This window comes from Phyllobacterium endophyticum (assembly GCF_003010935.1).
In the GTDB taxonomy this organism is placed as follows: domain Bacteria; phylum Pseudomonadota; class Alphaproteobacteria; order Rhizobiales; family Rhizobiaceae; genus Phyllobacterium; species Phyllobacterium endophyticum.
Map to the genome: position 1 here is coordinate 229,861 of NZ_PGGN01000003.1, position 22,885 is coordinate 252,745.

Annotated in this window: 20 protein-coding genes and 2 pseudogenes; 14 read left to right on the forward strand and 8 right to left on the reverse strand. The window is 54.8% G+C overall.

Features of this window, described 5'->3' with window-relative positions:
- Positions 1–143 precede the first annotated feature (143 nt).
- The 5 genes and pseudogenes from CU100_RS15280 to CU100_RS15300 form a co-directional block, all read right to left on the reverse strand.
- On the reverse strand, positions 144–326 hold the full coding sequence (locus CU100_RS15280; RefSeq protein WP_146141855.1) for a DUF982 domain-containing protein: 183 nt from the start codon (positions 324–326) through the stop codon (positions 144–146).
- Positions 327–431: 105 nt separating this feature from the next.
- Positions 432–872, reverse strand: a complete 441-nt coding sequence (locus CU100_RS15285; protein ID WP_106717467.1) for a response regulator — start codon at positions 870–872, stop codon at positions 432–434.
- Between the two features lie 388 nt (positions 873–1,260).
- Complete coding sequence (locus CU100_RS15290; RefSeq protein ID WP_170113855.1) at positions 1,261–1,479, reverse strand: DUF982 domain-containing protein; 219 nt, start codon at positions 1,477–1,479, stop codon at positions 1,261–1,263.
- A 53-nt stretch (positions 1,480–1,532) separates the two neighbouring features.
- Positions 1,533–1,772: pseudogene (locus tag CU100_RS27575) on the reverse strand (hypothetical protein).
- 145 nt (positions 1,773–1,917) lie between these two features.
- Positions 1,918–3,192 (reverse strand): hemolysin family protein, encoded by a 1,275-nt coding sequence (locus CU100_RS15300; RefSeq protein WP_106717469.1) that lies wholly within the window; start codon positions 3,190–3,192, stop codon positions 1,918–1,920.
- Positions 3,193–4,150: 958 nt separating this feature from the next.
- Here CU100_RS15300 and CU100_RS15315 point away from each other — a divergent pair.
- Entirely contained in the window at positions 4,151–4,399 is a 249-nt protein-coding gene (locus CU100_RS15315; protein WP_106717472.1) for a DUF982 domain-containing protein, read from the forward strand.
- A 297-nt stretch (positions 4,400–4,696) separates the two neighbouring features.
- On the opposite strand, the gene CU100_RS15320 is transcribed toward CU100_RS15315, so the two are convergent.
- A complete protein-coding gene (locus CU100_RS15320) occupies positions 4,697–4,954 on the reverse strand; it encodes a DUF982 domain-containing protein (protein WP_106717473.1) in 258 nt (85 codons plus the stop codon).
- 43 nt (positions 4,955–4,997) lie between these two features.
- Positions 4,998–5,627 carry a hypothetical protein gene (locus CU100_RS15325; RefSeq protein ID WP_210280706.1) on the reverse strand — a complete coding sequence of 210 codons (630 nt, stop codon included), beginning with the start codon at positions 5,625–5,627 and terminating at the stop codon, positions 4,998–5,000.
- A 1,104-nt stretch (positions 5,628–6,731) separates the two neighbouring features.
- Between CU100_RS15325 and CU100_RS15330 the strand changes: the two genes are divergently transcribed.
- From CU100_RS15330 to CU100_RS15400, 11 genes are all read left to right on the forward strand, one after another.
- Positions 6,732–7,460, forward strand: a complete 729-nt coding sequence (locus CU100_RS15330) for a class I SAM-dependent methyltransferase (protein ID WP_106717474.1) — start codon at positions 6,732–6,734, stop codon at positions 7,458–7,460.
- A gap of 795 nt (positions 7,461–8,255) precedes the next feature.
- Positions 8,256–8,426: a hypothetical protein gene (locus tag CU100_RS26920; RefSeq protein WP_170113856.1), complete on the forward strand. Its 171-nt coding sequence runs from the start codon at positions 8,256–8,258 to the stop codon at positions 8,424–8,426.
- 70 nt (positions 8,427–8,496) lie between these two features.
- Positions 8,497–8,763: a DUF982 domain-containing protein gene (locus tag CU100_RS15335; RefSeq protein WP_106717475.1), complete on the forward strand. Its 267-nt coding sequence runs from the start codon at positions 8,497–8,499 to the stop codon at positions 8,761–8,763.
- A 1,911-nt stretch (positions 8,764–10,674) separates the two neighbouring features.
- On the forward strand, positions 10,675–10,887 hold the full coding sequence (locus CU100_RS15355; protein WP_146141856.1) for a hypothetical protein: 213 nt from the start codon (positions 10,675–10,677) through the stop codon (positions 10,885–10,887).
- Positions 10,888–11,241: 354 nt separating this feature from the next.
- Positions 11,242–12,870: a DUF1254 domain-containing protein gene (locus tag CU100_RS15360; protein ID WP_106717480.1), complete on the forward strand. Its 1,629-nt coding sequence runs from the start codon at positions 11,242–11,244 to the stop codon at positions 12,868–12,870.
- A 1,226-nt stretch (positions 12,871–14,096) separates the two neighbouring features.
- Positions 14,097–14,984, forward strand: a complete 888-nt coding sequence (locus CU100_RS15375; RefSeq protein WP_146141857.1) for a LysR family transcriptional regulator — start codon at positions 14,097–14,099, stop codon at positions 14,982–14,984.
- Positions 14,985–15,142: 158 nt separating this feature from the next.
- The gene (locus tag CU100_RS15380) at positions 15,143–16,480 is read left to right on the forward strand and encodes an ABC transporter substrate-binding protein (RefSeq protein WP_170113857.1); all 1,338 of its coding nucleotides are present in this window, start codon (positions 15,143–15,145) and stop codon (positions 16,478–16,480) included.
- 2 nt (positions 16,481–16,482) lie between these two features.
- The gene (locus CU100_RS15385) at positions 16,483–17,433 is read left to right on the forward strand and encodes a carbohydrate ABC transporter permease (RefSeq protein WP_210204096.1); all 951 of its coding nucleotides are present in this window, start codon (positions 16,483–16,485) and stop codon (positions 17,431–17,433) included.
- Positions 17,430–18,269, forward strand: a complete 840-nt coding sequence (locus CU100_RS15390; protein ID WP_106717485.1) for a carbohydrate ABC transporter permease — start codon at positions 17,430–17,432, stop codon at positions 18,267–18,269. The genes CU100_RS15385 and CU100_RS15390 overlap by 4 nt, the downstream gene beginning before the upstream one ends.
- Positions 18,270–18,289: 20 nt before the next feature.
- Positions 18,290–19,822, forward strand: a complete 1,533-nt coding sequence (locus CU100_RS15395; RefSeq protein WP_106717486.1) for a sulfatase — start codon at positions 18,290–18,292, stop codon at positions 19,820–19,822.
- Positions 19,823–19,825: 3 nt separating this feature from the next.
- The gene (locus tag CU100_RS15400) at positions 19,826–20,782 is read left to right on the forward strand and encodes a DUF4432 family protein (protein ID WP_106717487.1); all 957 of its coding nucleotides are present in this window, start codon (positions 19,826–19,828) and stop codon (positions 20,780–20,782) included.
- 325 nt (positions 20,783–21,107) lie between these two features.
- Here CU100_RS15400 and CU100_RS15405 read toward each other — a convergent pair.
- A pseudogene (locus tag CU100_RS15405) lies at positions 21,108–21,308 on the reverse strand (ABC transporter ATP-binding protein); the annotation flags it as partial.
- Between the two features lie 205 nt (positions 21,309–21,513).
- Here CU100_RS15405 and CU100_RS15410 point away from each other — a divergent pair.
- Both CU100_RS15410 and CU100_RS15415 read left to right on the forward strand, forming a co-directional pair.
- Complete coding sequence (locus CU100_RS15410; protein WP_106717488.1) at positions 21,514–21,846, forward strand: M20/M25/M40 family metallo-hydrolase; 333 nt, start codon at positions 21,514–21,516, stop codon at positions 21,844–21,846.
- Positions 21,840–22,814 (forward strand): L-threonylcarbamoyladenylate synthase, encoded by a 975-nt coding sequence (locus CU100_RS15415; RefSeq protein WP_106717987.1) that lies wholly within the window; start codon positions 21,840–21,842, stop codon positions 22,812–22,814. Before CU100_RS15410 ends, CU100_RS15415 begins: the two co-directional genes overlap by 7 nt.
- Positions 22,815–22,885: the final 71 nt, after the last annotated feature.

Consider the following 22,885-nt stretch of genomic DNA (forward strand, 5'->3'; position numbering starts at 1 on the left):
TCGCTATGGGTGGAGCATACGATTGATACTGCTCGCCGGTCTACCTTGACAATGCCGCACCCAGAAACTCGGCAAGTAAGCTGGGAGCAGCGCCAAAAATGCCTCCGATGATAAAGCGGATAATCCCATGCGCCTTTATTTGCTCATCCATATGGTAGAGCGAACCGTGCAGCGCCGGGTGAGAGCTCTCCCTCAAGGGATTTGAGCAGCGCGTGCTTCGTTGCGGTTAGGATCTCGCTTTCCTCGATCGGCCAATCTGTGAGGATCAGTTCTGCTGCTTGCAGTGCGGAAGTCACGACGCGCATCCGGCTGGGCTGGCTTGTCATGACGCGCACTTCCTTGAACGGTCTTTCTTCGATCGTTGGCAAACGACTCCTGTCGAGACTCAGTTCCGCGAACCCGGATAGTCAAATTTTGCTGCGGGAGTGAGATCAGCTTGACGGAGACTTTTTTGCGTCCAACGGCTGCGCTTCAACTGAAGCAGTTGCGCTGGCCGAGTTCAAGAGAGTCGCAACCGCTGTGATAAGTTGTGCGCCTACGAATGGCTTTTGCAGCATCACACTCTCCGGCACGCCGTTGGCTGACCAATCGTGCGCGCTATCGCCGCTCATGTAGATGATCGGCATAGACGGTACCAATTCCCTTGCGCGGCGTCCAACGTCCCAGCCGTCGGGTCCAGTACCCAGCCGTATGTCGGTAATCACGGCTTTGAACTCTGTTGCACCCGCCTCGAGTTCCTGAAGGGCGGTGTTGCCATCATGGGCGGTTACAACGTTGAAACCTTCGTCTGAAAGAGCATCTTCCAGAATTGGAACAAGAAGATTTTCATCTTCAACGAGCAACAAAACGGGGAAATTCGTGTCTGTGGACATCGCTGCTCTCCGAGCTAGGGGGAAAGCAGGACGGCGGGCCATCGACCTCTCGACGCCAGCAACCCGTTAAGCTGACGATACCAGATCATATCGCAGTTGATCCTGAGTTACAAATCACGGATTGAGGGCGCGTTAGGTGAGGCCCGACGCCGTCCTTGGGCTCGGAAGCGGGCGCCGGAGCCTCTGCCAACCCTTGTCAGGCCTATCATCTTCTTTCGCGGGTTGGCAGAATGATGCAGGCGGATGTAGTCTGTCGTTCTTGACCGGACTTGCCCCTTTCATTCACCGGTCAGGCTGCTTCGGGAGGGAGAGAAAGAGACTGCTGCGGTGGGGGGCCTCCGCTCGTCGTGTCTTCACTCACCTCTCGATTTCAGATCGACCAAGGGCTCTAAAGCCGCTTTTCGTCAACGTAGATATCTGCCTCTCTGGCAGCCTCAATAAAGGCATCCCTGCACTCCGTACAAGTAATCTCGCCATCGAGCGCATCCAGGCAGGCTTGTCTTGCAAGTTTGAATTTTTCACCCTGCACCGGCCAGTGTTCAACCAGCCAAAGTGCAGCTTCACCCACGGACGCGACGCTCTTCGTCTCGCCGGAGTCTCCCAACATCACTATCACTTGCGGAAATGGAAGGTTCTTGTGCATTTAATGGGGAACCGGCGTTAGTAGCGGTAATAGTCGGCCGAGCGACGAGAGCCGCGTTTGCACTTTCTCTCTTCCTTGTATTCGTCGCCGTCCCATTTTCGCTCAATCCTGCAGCCGCCGCGCCGGTCGCGGTAATAGCGGTCATTGTCACGCTAATAGTGCGGCCAAAATCCGTTACCGCTCTCGTCTTTCCATGGATCAGCTGTAGCTCCTGCAACAGCCGGGAAGCCAAGGGCGATGCCGAATGCAGTTATCAAACTGAGAGTTTTCCTAGGGTAACATACTTCTAGCGGGATTTATGACAAGCCTTCAGTTTCTCACTTCGAGCCTGAACACCAAGTGAACGCGTTAGACAGGAGCGGTAGATCAAGAATGTGAACCACAGCCCCTTCAAGCTTGCCGCTACAAGCGGGATGCCAAGACTTTGTCAACGCGGCGGTGATCGAGGTCAACGACCTCGAATCGCCAATTGTCGACTTCTATTGCCTCTCCCGTTACAGGTATCCTTTCAAGGTGAGCGATTACAAAGCCCGCCACCGTCTCGTATTGGCGGTGTTCTGGCAGGTCGAGACCAAGCAAATCCGCCATTTCATCGGCCGGCATCCACCCCGCAAGAAGCCAGGAGCCGTCCTCCCGCCGCACCGCCTCGTTCTCTGACTGATCCTCATCCGAGCGGAACGCCCCTGCAATGGCGTCGAGGATGTCGCCGGGTGTCAATAGTCCCTCAAAGTGACCATATTCGTCGTGGATGAGCGCCATTGGCACGTCCGCGTCTCGAAGCACCTTGAGCGCCGCCAAGGCATCCATCGTATCCGGAATGATCGGAGCATGACGCACATGTTCGCGGATGACCACTGCCGAGGATGCAAGCATCGGCTCGATCATATCCCGAAGCATAATGACGCCGACGACATTGTCGCGATCACCGTCAAACGCCGGGAGACAGGAGTGGTTGGCTGCGATAAGTTTACGTTTCAATGAGCCCGCATCTTCGCCGACGTCGACCATTTCGACCTCGGTTCGGGGCGTCATCACAGCCCGCACGCTGCGGTCACCGAGCCGGATGACACCGGATATCATGGAGCGCTCTGCTTCCTCGATTACCCCTGTGCTACCCGCCTCGGCAACAATCGTCAAGATTTCCTCATCAGTAATGGCGCTTTCGGAAGCAGTCGATATGCCAAGGAGCCTGAACACACCGCGCGTCGACGCATCCAGCGCCCATACCGCCGGGGCAGCGATCAGCGAGAGGACATTCATGGGGCGGGCGATGAAGCAGGCAATGCGCTCCGGGTTTTTCAATGCCAGATGTTTGGGAACAAGTTCGCCGATGATCACCGAGAGATAAGTGATGATGCCTATAACCAGGGTATATCCTGCGACATCGGCGATATCGGCACGCACGCCCATACCGGCAAGGAATACGCTCATGCGCGAACCGAGGGTTGCACCGGAGAATGCACCCGCGACGATACCGACGAGTGTGATGCCAATTTGTACTGTTGACAGAAACTTTCCAGGATTCTCGGCAAGCTCAATAGCGGCGCTCGCTCCTGCGACACCGCGATCGAGCAACATCTCCAGCCGAGCCTTGCGAGCCGAGACCACCGCGAGTTCAGAAAGTGCGAAAACTCCATTAAGGAGAATAAGAAAGCCGACGACCAGCAATTCAAACATAAGATTTGGGTTAACCTCGGGACGGAAGTTTCTGCAGACGGATTGATCAATGGCCAGCTGCAATCTATTAGGTGATTGCCCCATTAGCCAAGCATGGAAACCGGTCCGTTTGCAACCAATCCAGCGCACCTAGAAGAGGCGCCCTCGCAGATTTGACATCAACGCTTGCGCCTTAACTTGCGCAACTCTCTTTCTACCGACAGCAATATATTTTGGTGCATAGCCAGGTTCGTATTGTCGGCAACCTCGGTGACAGCCGTTAGAACTTCGCCTCTACTCCACCCTGCTATATAGGCTTCTCTGAGCAGCTCAAGCAAGCGGTCCTCAATTGCCCTTTGGCATTCCGTAAAGCGGTCTGGATGATTTCTAGGATGATGAGGACGGGGAATAGCCATTCTAGTAATCTTCAACGAGCGCCCGGAGGGGCATGTTGTTATTCACCCATCGGTGATAGTTGCGATCAACCCTGCCAGCGCGAATATCCTCGATCCGCTTCATAAAAGGGCTTTGCTTCAACGTCGAGCCTCCAGCCGAAGACTGGCGTTCCTGGGCCGGCGACAAACTGTGCATCTCTATAAATGTTCCGCTGTCAGGCCTTACGGATGATCTGGCCGTGGTCCACCTGGAATATGCCATCCCGGCCGCCTTGGGCGTAGAAGTCCGCCTGGAGTTCGGCCCACATTCCCAAATAGCGGTTGCAGCTGCTGCAATGGATGGGCGTGATCGGCGTCACATCCGTGGTTAGAGTGAGATATACTGTGCGACACTTGGGACACTCAAGTTTGTGGCCTAAGCGTTGCAGCATTGCGCTGTGCATCTTACGACCCCGAAGTGCGCTATGGCTATCGCGCCCTTTTTATCCAAGGCCAACGTTTAATCAAGCGCTTCTTGATCCAGGAGGTCAATGGTATGTCCGCCAGCGGACCGCAACCTAGTTCGGAACTGCGGGTTGTGTGTTATGAACAAGCTCGAATTTCCCCGCGTCAATTTAGTAGGTCCTCGCAACTATGAGAGCCGGGAACTGAGCACCGTTGTGGCGGCACTGGCCTTCATGACGGAGCATCGGCCGGGCGAGACAGGACCCAAGCGGCAGGTGGCTCTTGACGCGCTGACCCTTGCGATTGCCGGGAACGCTTCCGCTGACGACGCAAGAGCCGCCTTTGTGTACGCGGCTGACGGAGCGGGAATTCTGGCACCTGTCGAATGAGGACGGGGGCAATGGAATTGCTCTTTCTGATTGCCGTGGTCGTGCTTGGAGTTGGCGTTGTGCTGGCGATCTACTCAGGTCCACGCGACTAAGTCTCTCAGCAGCCTGAGCCTATATCTTCCTTTCGCGGATTGGCAGAACGATGCAGACGGATGTAGTCTGTAGTTCTTGACCGGGCTTGCCCCTTTCATTCACTGGTCAGGCTGCTTCGGGAAGGAGAGAAAGAGACTGCTGCGGTGGAGGGCCTCCGCTCGTTGTGTCTTCACTCACCTCTCGATTTCAGGTCGACCAAGGGCTCTAAAGCCGCCTTTCGTCAACGTAGACATGTGCCCCTTTGACAGCCTCGATGAAGGCATCCCTGCACTCCGTGCAAGTATTCTTGCCGTCGAGGGCATCCAAACAGGCCTGCTTTGCAAGCTTGAATTTTTCGCCATCCAGCACGGCGCTTTGCTCGAACAGCCACAGCGCCGCTTCACCGACGGAATCTACATTTTTCGTCGTGCCGGATGCGTCGATTGTGATCGTCACGCTCTGAAATAAGAGGCGCTGTTGCATGCCGCGTACAACGCCGCTTTCAAAGTACTGTTCAACGAACGCATCAACGGGTGAGTGATTGCAGTCTTGTTGCGTCCGGCGCTGTCGCTCGTCGATTTATGATCGTGCGGCCTTTCGCGTCTTTCATAATATAGCGGCCGTCTGTGATGCGTTCACTCATGCCATTTGTGTGTTGAACTTGCATCTGACCGCTTATACTCAACCCGGCAGGCGCTGCTGCTTGTCCGATATTGCCAGTTGCAGCGCTGCTCTTATTCCCAGCATTGTCGCCTTTCGCATCGCCTTTGTGGCTTGAACTGCCGCCTTTATTACCCGCAGCGTTGCCACTGGCTCCGCTGCCACTATTCGCTCCGCTGCCGTTGCTGGCTCCGTTGCCATTGCTGGCACCATTGCTGCTATTTCCTCCGTTGCCATTGCTCGCACCGTCGCCCTTGCCGGTGGCGCTACCGCCGTTGCCGTTGTTGCCACCTCCCTTGTTGCCGCCATTTCCGTTGTTACCACCATCACCGTTACCGCCGCCATTATTGCCGCCGCCTTTGTCTTTGGCCCAAGCGGCATCAGGCTGAAATCGTAAGAGGTTATCCTTAAAAGTTATCTTGAAGGGTGCTATTAAGAGCGCGACCGCGAACGTTGCGCAACAAAGCGTGGGAACTAGTTTTCTCAGGGTAGGCATCACTCGCACCGTCCTCCTGCAGTAACGAGACGATCATAAGCCGCCAGCATGAACTAGCCCCAGCGCGACCTTCCCTGGTGCTATAGAGAGTTTTTGATGATATTGTCGGGTATGTACCTTTTCAAGCCAACCCATTCAGTTAAAAAACGTTCCCCTGAGCGGTCCCGTTCTAAAGAGAAGGCGACCGCACCGGATATTTTCCCGTCGGTCGCCTGAGTTGAAGGTGGATTCTAAGTCCGTGAAAAACGCCGCTCTCACTCAAATGGCAAGTTTGAAATTTTTCTACCGACTCCAAAACATTCAGCCCATCGCTTTGTTCCGGCAGCTATGATTTGGCGGGGGATTTCAGACCTTTGCCTTCCCGGATCGGACCTTTGTCTGATGTCCGATACGATTTTCAAGCATCTAAGTGGCAGCCGCGAATTGTGTTCTGGTGATCTTGTATTATCTGCTGAGAGCCGGAGTTTTCAAAGTCTCTTACCGGACAAAGTGGTAAAAAACTTTGTCGACCTGCTATAGAATTTGCAGTGACTTTCCCTCGCCTGCAGATAGGGCGTATAGACCTTGTAACGTTCACTATTATTCTGCCGCCACCTTACGGCCCAGTTTGAAACAGTGTGCTTTTGCGACTGACTGCGCAGCCCATCGCAGCCTCCATGTGTTCCAAAGATCAAAGGATATCGGCTGGCAAATTTTGCACAATACTATGTCCGCCGGAGGACATGCGTCCGTTCGTTCCTACGCCTTTTGGGGGATAGCCAGATGGCCACACATACCACGGCGCGCAATGGGTGTATTCTCTCCATCCACTGATCGGATAATTTCCTCCAATCGAAATGACGGTCAGCTTAACTGGGAGGAGAAGGAGGTTGTGGGCGCTCTGTGGACTCATGCGAGCATCTTTCCTCTTCTCCCTCTTTGATGTGGCTTTTCCGCGCCCTCTTTGCCAGGCGGTACTGGGGGCGCCCCTAGACCTCCGGACGGGTTTTCGCGCATGGACTACAACTTTGCTGTCTTTGCGCACTAGGCATGGGCGAGAGATAGATCGCCAAACCTCTAAGGAAAAACACGATAGCAACTGATCTGCGCAAACTAGGAGGCAATATGACCGATCCTATTTCATTGCAGCAAGATTTTTGGAATAGATGGAACTCATCGACGCGGGAGAAACACATCGATGAAATATCATTCCGCCAAGCAGAGGTAGTGCGAAATTGGTTGGCGACGACACCTTTCCCCCGGCAAATTCTTGAGGTTGGTTGCGGAGCGGGGTGGTTCTGCCGAGAGCTCTCGACGTTCGGGGAGCTTACGGCGACCGATTTGTCGGACGAGGTGCTCGTGAGAGCGGCGGAGCGGCTGCCTCAAGTAGAATTTGTCGCCGGTGACTTCATGCAGCTCGACTTCGGCAGGAAGTTCGACGTGATCGTCACACTCGAAGTTTTGTCGCATGTGGCGAACCAGCAAGCGTTCGTCACCAAACTTGCCAGCCACCTGCGCGAAGGTGGCCAATTGATGCTGGCGACGCAAAACAAACCCGTGCTTCAGAAGTACAATCGTGTTCCGCCGCCAAGCCGCGGCCAGCTCCGGCGCTGGGTGGATAAGAAAGAACTGACCTTGCTTCTTTCGAAGGACTTCGACGTCGTAGAGCTTTTTTCGGTTACCCCCCGCGCGAATAAAGGGATTTTGCAGTTCTTACACTCCAGGACATTCAACCGACCAATTCGCGCCCTCATTGGCAAAAGGCTTGACGCCTTCAAGGAATCGATAGGCCTCGGTTGGACGCTGATGGCGAGGGCACGAAAAAAGGCAGTCACAATGGGCAGAGCCTGTTGATTAGTCTCGACTAAACAGAGCGGGTGGACGCTTCCTTTACTGCGGCATCCCAACGGTAAGCGGGGTCGCGAAAAACGTCACCGCGGCGAAGTAAACGAGCGCGATCAGGATGAAAACGAGTATGCAGGCCACCACTGCAAACATTCTCATGACGGCTTGACCTCGCGTTACCTCATTCGACGACGCGCAACGAAGAATAGGCAAACGATCACGATAGCGCCAATGGCCACAAGGGCATACATATTCAATGTTGAAAGGGTTGAAACCGCATCAGCTGACATGGGTGTCATGGGCTTTTCAAATCTTTACGGTCGATCGATTACAGGTCCACGACGCCAGACGACCTTTGAATAGTCCGCTAATGGACTGAGATAGTCAATCAAATACCAATAGTCGAACAGGAACTTGAGCTTACGCATGCACGGCCTGACGTCCCGGTCCGCCTTATGGGGTACGCACGAACTAAGAAGGCGGACCGGGTTGCCGACAAGTTGGTACATATCAGCGAAAGAACGTTGCGCTTGTATGATTAACAAAAGGTAAGCCCGACCTACCGGACCGCAATTACTGATAGATCGGGCTTTTGCTAATAAGGAGAGGCCCGACGCTCATCAAAAGGCTTTGCTTCAACGTCCGGCCCCAGCCGAAGACTGGTCCTTTCGGCTCCCCTGAACTGCTAGGATAGTAAACGTTTTGGTCTTCCTCAATGCTGTGTCCGCCTCCGGACATTGCATTACGGGTGGAACAATTTTCACGAGTCGTGGTTTGCTCCCGAAGTTTTCCTAAAGCCGCCCCATGAATGACGAAGAAGAAAATCCCGCAAGTCACCGGGTTCTGGAACAACGAGCCCGTCGTCGCGAACTCAACGAAGCGCTACGAGCAATTTTCCCCGCTGTAGCAACGGATGATCGATTCGAAGAGTTGCTGAAGCGATTGGACGATTCAGAACCGACGAAGCAAGACTGAGTTTGAACGACCATCAGCTCTGTCCGCTACAGGACAGCAACCTTTCTTGTGGTTCCGTATTCGGGATGAAATGGATGATCTCAAGTTTCCTAATGTCCCGATTCTCGGTCCACGCTCGGGAGAGCATCGGTTGATAAACTCCGTGAATGCGGCTCTCGCGTTCATGCTGGAACATTGGCTTGGCGAAACAGGACCCAAAAGGCAGATTGCTCTCGATGCCTTGGAAAGTGCAATTGCTGGCAATGTTTCCGCCGAAGACGCAAGAACCGCGTTCCTCTATGCAGCTGACGAAGCGGGTATTTTAGAACCTTTAGATAACCGAAGAGCCCCTGCATAGGTACCAGCAGGCCATGCTGCCCCGCTGGGTGCCGATAGCCGAGACCAGTGTTTCCTGATCAGCCGCAGCAACCGCAATCTCCTTTGGATCGCGCATCCCTTGATCTAATAGCTTCATGACCGCCGGGCTAACCGGTGCGTTCTCGTGGGTGTTGGATCGCGCTGAAGGATTGCCGAGACCATCATATGAGCCGTCTGCATCATCATCCAGCTTCGGTGGAGTAGGTGAGATTTTCTTTTATGCCGAACATGCTAATTCCCCGTCACTCGTACACGGCGGGAGCACATACCTCTTTACGCTCAGACTCGATCAATACCGCTCGAAGTTGTTCTGGGCCACCGCTGGCCAGTTCGTGCGCGTGCATAGTATCCTGATCGATCCTTGTAAAGTGGCCCTCATCGAGGCGAAACGCCCCATTCATACCACCTTGTGAGAAGAAATCGGCTTCGAGCTCTCCCCAGGTGCCAAGGAACTCGCCACACGTCGTGCACGTGATAGGTGTGTGATCCGACAGCACTGTTGGGAGTTTAAGGTAAGTCGTCCTGCAATTGGGGCAGTCCAGCTTGTGGTCCAGTTCCTGAGACATCTTGATGATCCCATGAAAGAGGCACTGTCTTGCATACGAATATTCTGAAATTTGCGGTTTGCAAGTATGTGTCTTCCAGCAGACACTGCGTCGCTGGTGCCATCTGAACGCAAATGCCCATGTTTGAACCTTTGGCACCTGTGGGAGTTCAACAAGAGTTGACAGAACCTCCTTTGGCCGTACTGGAGCAGCATAAGCACATGAGATGGGAAGCGCGTACACTTTTCCAGAATATTGGCTTGGGAACTACGTTTTCCCTTATGGCAACGGTTCAATCATCAATCATTAAAGTTGAACTGAAAGACGGGGATGACGTTTTTGTGGTGGACTTCGAGAACAAATACATTCCCTACAGAGCGCAACGACCGTCAAAGACACAGATAACTCTGTTACGCAAAAATTCCCCGACTCTCCATCTTGTGCCAGTCGCATCGGGACAGCTTGGCTCAAACATCACATCGTCGTTGGTAACTGAAGACTGGATCGTGGAAAGAACCTCCTGATACTGCATCAGAGCTCAGTTGCCGCACAAATCGCTTGCTTTATCACCAGATAGGCTGCTGTTAGCCGCCAAGCCCCGGAGGCGGCTGCTATGACAACCACTATATGTCCCATCTCAAATGAGCCTGTTGACCTCATTTCGACTGCCAGTGACTACTCAGAATTCAATTGCCCAAGTTGCGGGCGCTTCCGTATATCTCCCGCAGCATTGAAGCTGATCGTCAACCACTCCCGCAGGAGGCGGGAATCTTTGCTGGACAAGGCAAGGGCCGACGCACAAGGCGGCGATGGCATACCCTTTATCAGAAACATCCTCTAAAAACGGCGTACATTCGCGTCTTTTAATGCTTGGTGATGTACGATGGACTGGACGAAGTCCCTGCCTACCATCATGCGCACATTCTTAGACCGCCAAGTGCATTTCTTCCGCTGTTCTGGTGTAATCCATTCGCCATCGAACGCCTTGAGAAAGCACTCGGCGCTCTCCTTTTTATGAAAGCGATAGATGATGAAACCCTCGCCATCCACAGACAGACTCCTGTGCGGTCTCCAAGCTCCTAGCTTGTCAGCAAGGAACATCACGTTCTCAAACCGCCGGGATACCTCACAAGCAAGCACTGCGACCTGACAAGGATATCCGCGGTTAATCAGGCCTTCAGGCGGCTCGCCTCGACTTCTGCTCATGGGGATGTTCTCAGCAGTATAACCCTGTATGTTCTTTATTTGTTCCAGACGGGAAGCAAAGTCAATGAATGTTGCCTGGGATGACAGCCAAGCAGCAACTTGTTGTCCTCGTGGGAGTTTGGAGTCAGGAGGAAACTGCCATGCAACATCCAGATACGGGAGATAAGATCAGTTCGAAACGACGAGGCGATCCCATCAAAGTTCTCCGGCGCGGTCTTGCCGGCGAGGATGACGAAGAATGGGTATACGCAGTGGTTGTGTCGAATTTCGAAGCCGCTATGACCGTGCAATACTCAGACGGTGTGCAGGAAGTTATACCATGGGTATCAGGTCGCATCTGCGAACGACCCTGACCACTCATGAGACGAAAGCCGGATGCACATGCAGTGACGGCCCTGATGGCGTTTCAACTTCTGCTTCTTTTACCTAGGCTATCGCGCGCTGGAATCTGAAAGCTTTAAAACGACAATCTAACGGTCTGCCACGCCGGAATTCTACCATCACAAAAAACGCGCTTGCCGATCAGACTGCGCGAAGATCCGCGACAACGCGTTGTCCTCGCGCATGTTACTGTAACGTACTTGGCAACTCTACTGTTCGTGCCAAAGATTGCGCGTAGGCTGGTCCCAGGTTCGATACAAGAGCCAAGGGACACAAAAGTCCAGGCAGCCGATAATACTAAATGCATGCCTAACGGGGGTAATATCATGGCGTCGACATTGCGCAAATTTTCATTGTGGGCAGTGCTTTTGGCTGCAACCGTATCCAACGGCGGTGGAGAGGCCATCGCTCAAACGAAGTCCATGATCCCGCCCGCCCTTGTCACACCCGATAAGGTCGAGTCGCCGCTTGGTGCGCTCGAATTCAAGGACGGCGTGCCGAGCAAGGCAACCGCCGACAAACTCTACGACAATCTCGACTTCACCTACGCCCACCGTGCGTTCATGGACAATTTGCGTGGTGTCAGCATCCACGCGCTGCGCGACGGCATGATGAGTATTGGCATGAAGGACAACGAGGTCGTCGTCTTCGAAACGTTGATGGATGCCAAGTCGCTGTACCTGACCGCAAACGCCGATACGATCTACGTGATGGGCTTCCTCGATCTCAGCAAGGGTCCCGTCGTGGTGGAGACCCCGCCTAAGTTTCTTGGCGCTGTGCAGGACGCCTGGTTCCGCTGGGTGATTGATCTAGGTGCGCCTGGACCCGACCGCGGGGAGGGTGGGAAGTATCTGATTGTGGGGCCTGACTACACCGGAACGCTGCCGCAAGGCGGGTTCTTTGTCGCGCGTGCCCGCACCAATTCCATCGTGTGGTTCGGCCGGTCGTTCCTGGAGAGTCACAACGATCCCAAGCCGGTGGTCGAAGGGATCAAGAAGTTTACCAAGGTCTATCCTTACGAAGAAGGCGGTATCGGCACACCTGTCGCCGACTTCCTCGCCGGTAAGACCAAGCTTGGCAAAATCACCCCGCCGCCGCCGACCGTGTTCCACGACGGAAGCGGCAAGGTGATGAATACAATTCCGCCCAACGACTGGGGCTTCTACGAGATGCTCAATGAGATCGTGCAGAAGGAACCGGCCACTTCGCTCGACCCGGAACTGATGGGCCCGATTGCGGCGATCGGCATTGTCAAGGGCAAGCCCTTTGCGCCAGACGAGCGCATGAAGAAGCTCATGACCGAAGCGCTGGCTGTTGCCAACGCAAGCTCGCGCACCCTCTTCATATCGCCGCGTGATCCGAGTTGGTACTACTATCCCAACTCGTCGTGGTTCAACTACCTGTTCGAGACCGGATACGAATTCGAGACGCCAATCCCGGAAGTAACGCCCGAGGGCGTCAAGCCCTATCCAGCCACGGGATACCGGACAATGAATGAGCGGACCAACTTCTTTTATGGCGTCACCGGTATCACGCCTGGCATGGCCATGCGCCTCACGGGCATCGGCTCGCAGTATCTGTTGGCGATGACGGACGCGGATAAGAACCATTTCGACGGCGCCAAGACCTATAAGGTCACGCTTCCGAAGGGCATTCCCGAAGAAAACTTCTGGTCGCTCACGCTCTACGACAACATGACTCGCTCGATGCTCGATACGCCGCAGCGCTATCCTCGGGCCGGCAGCCAAAACTACCCTTCTCCTGCGGCAGAGGCTGCGGCCGATGGCTCCACGACCGTCTACTTCGGGCCATCTCAGCCCGACGGCGTGCCGCGCGGCAACTGGATCCAGACCGACCCAAAAAAAGGCTGGTTCACGATCCTGCGCCTCTATAGCCCTACCGAACCCTTCTTCACGAAGGAATGGCGGCTAAGCGAGATCGAGTTGGTTAACTGAGAGACAATTGATCGCGGCATTTGCCGGGCTTCTTCGCAAAGGAGGAACAGTCCTTCGGCGGGGAACCGCGCTTGCGGCACGCCTTGCCCTGCCTCGATGATGACCAGGTCAGCCATCTCTGGACGGATCCTTCAAAGCAGTTTGAGAATTTTCATACTCCACCGTACCAGACACACTTTGTCAGGGCCGCATCAAGGTTGGGGATAAACTCCCGGGCGGCCGGTAGCGGGATACGGTCAAACGCGAGATTGATTTTCTGCTCGCTGCCATCCGGCCGAATTTGATTGTAGTAACAATACTGCGTGGCCGGCGCCCTACTGCTACCGCTCGAATACCGCCATCCGGTGACAATCGTCCCTTGGCCGAATGAGACCTCATTGAACACAGTCACTTCGATTTTGATTGCGTCTCCGTCGCTTGTCTTGTGCGGTTGCGACGAGAGTTGCGGCTGGACCGGTTGCTGTGCCGTGATGGTACCCTTGACATCAACCGTTGCAGACGGATCGAAGCTGACGATGCCGCCATCTGCAATCTTGACTGTGCCTTCCTCCAGCCTGAACGGCGCCGGCTTTTCCCGTGTGAGCGCCGGGAGTTGGCATAGATGATGGCAGCTACGCCAATCCCGGCAACAACAAGAGCGGCGGGCTCATATGGTATATTGCGTGTAGTTGGGACTTTAGCGTGTGCGCGCTACCGATTCAGCTCTTAGAGCTCTCGTTAGATTAATGTCTTCAGGCAGACTGTCCATTTGAGGTCCGACCTTTCATCACTTCGGAAGCGGTCGATCGGACGAATGCCGCGGGCCTGCCGTCTGTGTTGATATCCAGATCGAACTTTTCCTGACGTTTCGCAGGCACTCGTTCGTAGGCGGCCATCATCAGCAAGGAAGATGCAAGGGCGATCATCAGCACGAAGAAGCGCAAGAATCAGTGAATTGCCGAATCCGAAACCTCGGTTTTCATCGACGTATCATTCTTACATGTCGATTGGATCGACACGACGCCCTCATATGTCGTTGAATTCAATTTATATCGACATATCGGGGTAGAAGCAGCCGGGCAAGCGGTGTTCGATCATGTGAGCGCCACACGTTACAGGCTTCTCAGGCGCATGGCCACAAGATGAAGTCCTGATCACGGTCACTTTACGTCGGTGATTAAATCTGCAGTGTGGAAGCTCTGCGAAACCAGAGAGTTCCAACGAGGCGTCCCTTGGACCTACGACAATTGACGTACTTCCTTCGGGTAGCGGAACGCAAGAGCATCACTCTTGCCGCGGAGGAACTCAACGTGGCGCAGCCAACCCTGACGAAGAGCATGAGACTGCTCGAGGAAGAACTTGGCAGTCAGCTCTTTTGCCGCTTACCACGAGGGGTAGAACTTACCGAAGCCGGCAAGCACCTCGTTCGCCACGCCCAGGGCATCAAAGTCCAGATGGCGGAAGCGCGTTCGGAACTCAATTCGCTTCAAAAAGGGGATAGCGGTACGGTCACAATTGGCGCTGGCCCGGCATGGTTGCGCCGGCATTTGCCAGAGGCTATTGCACGCTCGATCGCGACGCGGCCGGAGCTAAGGATAAACATCTATGACGGCTTTGATGAGGCGCTTTTTCGCAAGTTGCGCCGTGGTGAAGTCGACTTCGTAGTGTCTGAAACTCCCTCGCAGAATGCCGGCGACCTGGACGTCGAGGTCCTGACATCTATTGATGTATGTGTCATCGCACGAAAAGGCCACCCATTGGCACACAGGAAGTCTATCAGTCTGGTGGAACTGCTGGCTTATCCGTGGGTCCTGCCATTCGCAGTAACGCGCGCGCGACAAAGGCTCGACGCCCAGTTCATGCTGCGCAATGTTTCGCCGCCAGAACCTGCAGTCGAAACCGATTCACTTGCCTTCATGATCAGTATGGTGCGGTGTTCAGACGCGCTTTCCTATACGACGAGCACCGCGGTTACCAATCCGGAAGGAGCAGGGTTGGTGATACTCCCGATCACGGCGCTGACGTGCGAGCGCGATGCAGGCATTGTCAGACGTAAGGATTCGTGGGTCTCGCCAGCCGCTGCAATTGTCATCCAGGCCATCAGGTCAATAAGCGCCGAAGACCCCCACAACTAGCCCTGCCATTACTTCCAGCTATGGGTTTCGCATTCGAAGTTAGTTGTTAGAAAAAACTGAAAATGCCAGTCTTGCTGCGGTGGACCACACCGACGGGCTGGGAGGCCCCGTGTCCGACGATACGGGTAGGTGGTTGCGGTTTGCGAGAGGAGAGAAGAATGAACGTCAGTGCGAGAATACGAGGTGCACTCTTTGCGGTCTTTACCTTGCCCCTTGCCGCCATGAACGCATCAAACGCGCAAGACCAAGTTCCCATTACGATCGTTATCAATCAATCGCCCTGGTTTGCGGGATTTCAGACTGTTGTCGGGCAATATCAGGAAAAGACCGGCAACACGGTCTCGCTCGACGTCAATCCGTTCGCAGGAAGTCTGGAAAAGCAGCGGAGTGCGGTCCGTTCCAAAGAGAGCCCCTATGACATTCTCATCATGAATGCCGGCTTCTTTATCGAGATGTATAAGGGCGGCTTTTTGTCTCCGCTGAACGACATCGATCCGACGTTCGCCCTCGATAAGGATCTCTATACCTTTGACGATTCCGTCTACTGGGACGCATCGACCAACAAGATTGATGCAAAGAGCGGCAAACTTATGTCGGTTCCCATCAACCCGTTCATTCCGATCCTTCACTATCGGTCAGACCTTTATGCGGAGAAAGGACTGAAAGTCCCTGAAACCTGGGACGATCTCCTTGCCAATGCCAAGGCACTGAACAATCCTCCGAGCATGTACGGCATTGTTCAACGTGGCGCGCGCGGAACCTTCGATGTCACCTACGACGTCCTGCCTTATATCTGGAGCTATGGTGGCGGTCTGTTGAAGGATCAGAAGGCAGGCGACTACACCATAATCGTCAATAGCCCGGAGACCAAGGCGGCGATGGAGATGTACCTGAAGCTGGCCAAGGAAGCCGGACATCCGTCAACCGCCGGCCAGACGCAAGCCAACGTTCTCCAGAACATGGCTACGGGCAAGGCAGGCAATATCATTGCTGTTCTGGCTGCTTCCATATTTGACGATCCGAACCAGTCTGCCGTGGTCGACAAGGTCGGGTTCGCCCCGCCGCCGCATGCGCCGGGCTTCCCGTCGTCGCCCGGGCTCGGACATTGGCTGGGAGGCATCCCGAAGAACATCCCCGGAGATCGTCAAAAGGCTGCGCTCGCTTTTCTGAACTGGTTCCAGTCCAAGGACGCTCAAATGGCGTATGCCGAGGCAGGATCGCCACCCGTCAGCCGGGCCGTATTGGAATCGGACCTCGGAAATCAGCCTAAATACCGATGGATGAAGGCGCTCTCCAAAGGTTTGACTACCGCCCGGCTGCCATTTTTCATTGCCGAATCCGCTCAAATACTGGCAATCACCGAACTCGGATTCAATCAAATCATCTCCGGCCAAACGACCGTCAACGACGGACTGAACAATATGGCGAAAGAGATGGAGAAAGTGATGACTGCAGCCGGATACAAGGCTCCAGTCCTTCCTGACCTGAAGGATTGAAAGTGTATCTTTCCTCTACCGAGAATGCCCGCTCCGCCAGTCCGGAAGGTCTGGTGGACAATGGCAGCATTCATTCCTTCAGCCGTGACCGATTCTTTAGAAATCTTACGCTAGCGCCTGCGATAGTTTTGTTTTTCGCGCTGACGGTCTTGCCGATGATCAATCTGGCAGTCCTCAGCCTCCACGACATAGATTGGGCGCAAGGGCTTTCAAGCTGGACGTATGTTGGCCTGAAGCATTACGCATCTCTCGCAGCGGATTCTCTTTTCAAGGCAAGCATCCTCAATACTCTGGTCTTCGCCACCGTGGCGGTGTCGGTCCAAATGGTTCTTGGCTTTGGCCTTGCTCTGCTTACCAGTTCCATTGTCCATGGCCGGCTGTTTTACCGAACGATATTCCTGTTGCCGATACTTGTTCCGGGAATCATCATCGGTGCAATCTGGAAGTTGATGTTCAGCTTCGATTTCGGCGTGCTGAATGAAATGGCGGGCGCGATCGGCATCATGCCGCGTGACTGGCTGGGGGACGCCACCTATTCCCTTGCTTCGATCATTGTCGTCGACATCTGGCATTGGACGCCGTTCTGTTTCCTGCTTCTGCTCGCTTCACTGGAGACCTTGCCTCAGGATGTCTATGAAGCAGGCGATATCGACGGCGCAACCCGCTGGCAAAGTCTTTGGTACATCACAATCCCCCTGATGCTCCCGGCAATTGCAGTGACTTTCGTCTTCCGCCTGATTCTCGCGTTCAAGGTCTTTGATGAAGTCTATCTGCTGACGGGCGGGGGGCCGGGGACATCGACGGAAGTGGTCAGCTTTACCATTTTCCGCCGCTTTTTTACGGAGGATCGGCCCGGCTATGGGTCGGCGATGTCGATCACAACGTTTGCCTTCATTGGGCTGGTAATCGTTGTCGTCTCGGCAGTGACCCGGCGGAAAGGAAGCGCGTCATGAGTGCAGCTTATGGCGCTCCCTTGCGTCCCATGCTCGTTCGACACGGGCTTTTGCTTATAGCCGCAGCCCTGGTCCTGTTTCCCTTCCTGTGGATTGTGGCAGCCGCCTTCAAGACACAGATCGCGCTTCTGACCGGCCAGCTGCTGTTTCAGCCGACTTTGGCAAATTTCATGAACGTGCTTTTCTCCAGCACGTCCGACTATGTCCGCAACTTCAGCAACAGTTTGGTGATTGCGAGTGTCAGTACGGTTCTTGTCCTGGCGGTCGCGACGCTCGCTGCCTATTCGTTGCAATGCATGCAGTGGCCGTCATGGGTGCTTCACTCCCTGCTCGGTTGGTCCGTGATATTCCATATGGTGCCCCCGATCACCCTTGCTGGTGCTTGGTTTTCGATGTTCCGGACAATCGGACTCGATAATACCTATACGGGGCTCATACTGGCGCACACGACACTCAATCTGCCCATGGCGCTATGGATGATGGGGGTCTTTGTCCGGGACGTTCCGAAGGAACTGATCGAAGCCGCCAAGATCGACGGGGCCGGAACGCCTCGCATTTTACGGCATGTCATCGTGCCGCTTGTCAGTCCGGGTCTGGCCGCCGCCGGCATATTGTCGTTCATCTTCAGCTGGAATGAATTTGCGGTCGTATTGACGCTGAGCCAGCGGCAGACGGCCACTGTACCCGTCGCTATCGGCAAATATGCCCAGGAGAATACCATCGCCTACACCGAGATGGCGGCCGCCTCGGTGCTTTCAATGCTGCCCGCGGTGCTCCTGCTACTCATTGCCCAACGTTTCATTGTCCGCGGCCTCACCACGGGCGCGGTGAAATAACCGACCGAAGGAATGACGCCATGAAAGTTGTTTTCGCGCTTTTCGATTCGCTGAACCGCCATATGCTTGGTCCTTATGGCGGCACGCGCATCCCCACGCCGAACTTTGACCGTCTTGCTCAACATACCATTACCTTTGACAATCACTACGTTGGAAGCATGCCTTGTATGCCGGCCCGACGCGATCTGCTGACCGGGCGTTTGAGTTTCCTTCATCGCAGTTGGGGCCCGATGGAGCCTTATGACAATTCATTCCCGGAGCTGCTTGCTGCCTCCGGTGTCTACAGCCATCTCATCACGGATCATTATCATTACTTTGAAGATGGCGGAGCTACATATCACAACCGGTATGACTCTTATGATTTCGTCCGCGGACAGGAAGGTGACCGCTGGAAAGCGATGGTACAACCGCATTGGGAGCGGCTTCGCGAGATGTACCACGAGCGTCAATTCTCGGCCAAGCGGCGGGACTATAAGTCTCAGCACATCATCAACCGCGGGTTCATCAAAGAAGAAGAGGATTTCCCTTCGGTGCAGGTGTTCCAGGCGGGATTCGATTTCCTCGACCTGAACCGCGATGCGAACGATTGGATCGTGCAGATAGAAACGTTCGATCCACATGAGCCCTTCTATGCGCCAAAGCGGTTCAAGGACAAATTCGCCAGCGGATGGAATGGACCCATTCGCGACTGGCCGCGATACGGACGAGTGGATGAACTGCCGGAAGAATGTGAAGAACTGCGCGCCAACTACTATGCGACAGTCGCCTTATGCGATTCCTTGCTGGGCGATCTGTTGGATTATTTCGATCGGCACGACATGTGGAAGGACACCGCATTGGTCGTGACCACCGACCACGGCTTCTTATTGGGAGAACACGACTTCTGGGCAAAGAACCGCATGAACATGTATCAGGAGATCGTCCATATCCCATTGTTCATGCATGACCCGCGCAAGCCATCTTTTGACGGAACCAGATGCGGCAACCTGACCCAAACAGCCGACCTCGCTCCCACTTTTCTCGACTTCTTTAGCGTGCAGGCGCCGGCAGAAATGGCGGCACCGTCGCTGTTCGCCTCGTTGAAAAAACCAATGCGCGAGGGATTGTTGTTTGGGTATTTCGGTGGCGCAGTCAACGTCACGGACGGTCGATACAGTTATCACTGCTATCCCGCAGATCTTATACGGCAGGAGATCAACCAATATACGCTGATGCCTACGCACATTTCCAGTTTTTTCACAACGGAAGAACTGTCCAATGCGACCCTGTCAGAACCGTTTCAGTTCAGCAAAGGCGTTCCCCTTCTTAAAATCCCGGTCATCGAGCGCTCCCCCATGAATGAACACTATGGACCTGGAGCAATGATTGAAAATGATACGAGACTTTATGATTTGGTCTCGGATCCCGGACAAAACACTCCTCTTGATGATCCGGCAATGGAGGCCGAGATGTCCAATTTGATGGCCTGCCTCATGCGCGTCAACGAAGCGCCTCCCGAAGCATACCGACGTTTGGAAATTCCCGTTCCCGTTGCTGACTCTGTGGCTACCTGACCCATGTGGCAGGCAGCACAAGGTGGAAGAGAGCTTCGCCCCCTTGTTGGCGATTTGCGGCAGCTTGCATCTGTCCGTCGAATAATCCTCGATGATGGACCCGAACGAGGCGTTCAGGCTCTGGCATTTTCCACCGGCGGGGGTCTGGATTTTTGGGTTCTGTGCGACCGAAGCTTTGACATCGGTCCGCTGTGGTGGCGAGGCACGCCCATCGCTTGGCAAAGCCCGTCAGGTTTTGCTTCACCGTACCTGCGTGATCCCCATGGAGATGGCGGGTTTGGCTTTGAACGGTTGTTCTCGGGTTTTCTGGTGACTTGCGGACTCGAACACATCCGCCAACCGGCTGACGGGAAACCGCTGCACGGCCAATTGCCGTTCACACCTGGCAGATTGCTTTCTCATGGCGAGGACTGGGGTGCTGCCGAGCCGGTCATCTTCTGTGAAGGTGAGATTACGCAAGCACGGCTTAACGGCGAAAGACTGCGTTTAAGGCGCCGAATCGAGGCCCCAATTGGGGGAGCGATACTGAGGATCACCGATGAGGTCCTCAATATCGGCGGACGCCATGAGTCGCCTGCCATACTGTACCACATGAACTTCGGCTTCCCTATTGTGGGTTCTGGGACAACGGTATCGTTGAATGATGATCCTTTACTTGGCCCGCTCACTGACATCGACCCCGAGGCCCGGCCGACCGTGAGGTGTTTTGGCGTTGGTGATCAACCCCAAGCGAGATGTGTGATCCGGCGCGAGACAAGCGGTGCCGAGGCAATCGTGAGCTGGGACACTTCCACTTTGCCCCATGCTCAAATCTGGCACGATCTGCGTCCCTACAGCCAGGTGATCGGAATCGAACCGGTAACGACTGCTCGTGAAAACCTTATCGAGCGAGACAAATCCCTGCTTGCGCCCGGCAATGCATTGCCCTTCAGCTTAGCAGTTTCATTTGCGGACTTGTAAACTTGCTGATGCCGCTTTTGATGCGCCAGGTGACCTGGTATTAACAATGCCTAGGTGCTCATTAAGCCTGCATGGCAGACAAGCGATTTGGGCTGCCGCCTTTGGTTTGATCCGGTCAGGAAAACCCATGGCAGCGTCGCAAGAGAATATCGCTTTCCACAAACGCATTACGGAAAATCGCAAACGACCCGGAAGCTGAATAGATAGTTGAAGGCGGAACCCCGGGTCGTGCGAACGGTCGCCGACAGTCTGGTGGATGAACACCCCCGGGTGTCCGGCGACTTCCACATCGTGTGCAGGCCAATTCGCAAGCTGCCACCACAGGTCAGATAGCAGGCGATTCCAACACAGGTTCGTCAAGTTGCTCGGGAATGAAGCCGCCTGTCTGGGGTTTCCACAAGCGGGCGAAGAGGCCAATTTTTTCGAGCAGCTTGTTTGGATTGCCTTCTTCCACGATGCGGCCTTGATCGAGCACGACGATTCGATCCATCCTGGCGATCGTTGAGAGGCGGTGTGCGATGGCAATCTTTGGGGCTTTTGAGTCTAGTGCGTCCAGAGTCCGAGAAAGCGTTCCAGTTAGGCATAGTCGATCTTATCTCTCGTCGGAGCTAACTCAAGCAAGCAGCCCTACGGATTGACCGTTGCTCGTTCGGCAACGCTTTGTCCCGCCGCAGGTGTCTAGTACGTGCGCCCCTCACGGGCGATACTAAAAGGCAACGAGGGAGACAAGCTTGGCCTACGAGGAATGCGAAGCAGTGGTCGACTACCTGGTCCGGTATCCGGCGACTATCAATAATCCAACTCAAGCTGCTGGAGTTCGAGAGGTCGCTGCGAGCATGCCGAACCTGAGAGCTGTCGACGCGCTTCCAAGCATGGCAGCTGAAGACTTTGCTTTCATGCTGCGCGATCAGACCGGATGCTATTTCTGGCGAGGAGCGGCGCGTCCCTCAGGCGAAAATCCAGGACTTCATTCTCCGAAATTCGACTTTGATGATGCTGTGTTGCCGCTAGCGGCCACGATGTGGGTATCACTGGTTCAGTCCGTATCGAGGGCGAGCTGGTGATTGTTGTTGACGCTCAGGCTGATCCGGAAGGCGCAGTTCGGGCTGCGTGCCAGGTCTTGCGCTCTGGCGAACCCGTCGCCATCCCAACCGAGACAGTCTATGGCCTTGCGGGAGACATCCATAATGAACGATCCATTCAACGCATCTTCGGGATAAAGGCACGCCCGAACGATAATCCCCTGATCTGTCATGTCGCGTCGATCGAAATGGCGCAGAACTACGTAATATTCGACGATATGGCGTTGACATTGGCACGCTCTTTTTGGCCAGGACCACTAACTCTCGTTCTCAAACGGAAGCTGGCAGGCAGGGCCATCGAGATGGCGGCCGCTTCCCTCCCGACCTTGGCCGTAAGAGTACCACAAGGCTTCTCGCGTGATCTGATCGAAAGCTTCGGTAGCGGGTTGGCAGCCCCGAGCGCAAATCTGTCGGGACGGTTGAGCCCAACCTCTGCGAATCATGTCACCACAAATCTTGGTAACCGGATGGCGATGGTGCTCGACGGCGGCCCATGTACAATCGGTTTGGAGTCCACGGTGGTCGAGGTCTCAGACGGCAAATGCAGACTGCTGCGACCGGGCGGGTTGGATGTAACTGCCATTCAGAGTGTCATCGGCACTTCTTTGGTTAACGTCGCGGCGGGACAGGGTTTCAAGTCGCCTGGAATGATGGCTTCTCACTACGCTCCAAGCGCCAAAGTGCGTCTGGACGCTAGACAAGTGTTCCCAGGGGAAGCGCTAATTCTATTTGGTCCCCACTCGGTGGCGGGTGCTGCGAACGCCGTTGCCGCTTTCAATCTCAGCGAAAAGGGCAATTTGAAGGAGGCTGCCTCACGCTTGTTTGATACGATGGTCCAAGCGGATGCCAGCGGTGCCGGGACCATAGCCGTTACGACAGTACCTTGCGTTGGCCTAGGTCTGGCGATCAACGATCGCCTCCGTCGGTCAGCTGCACCACGGCCATTGTAGCTGTTTCTCACATCGGGAATTACCGACTGCACGACGATCCCGTCCATCTCAGCAAGGTCACTCGGAGCAGC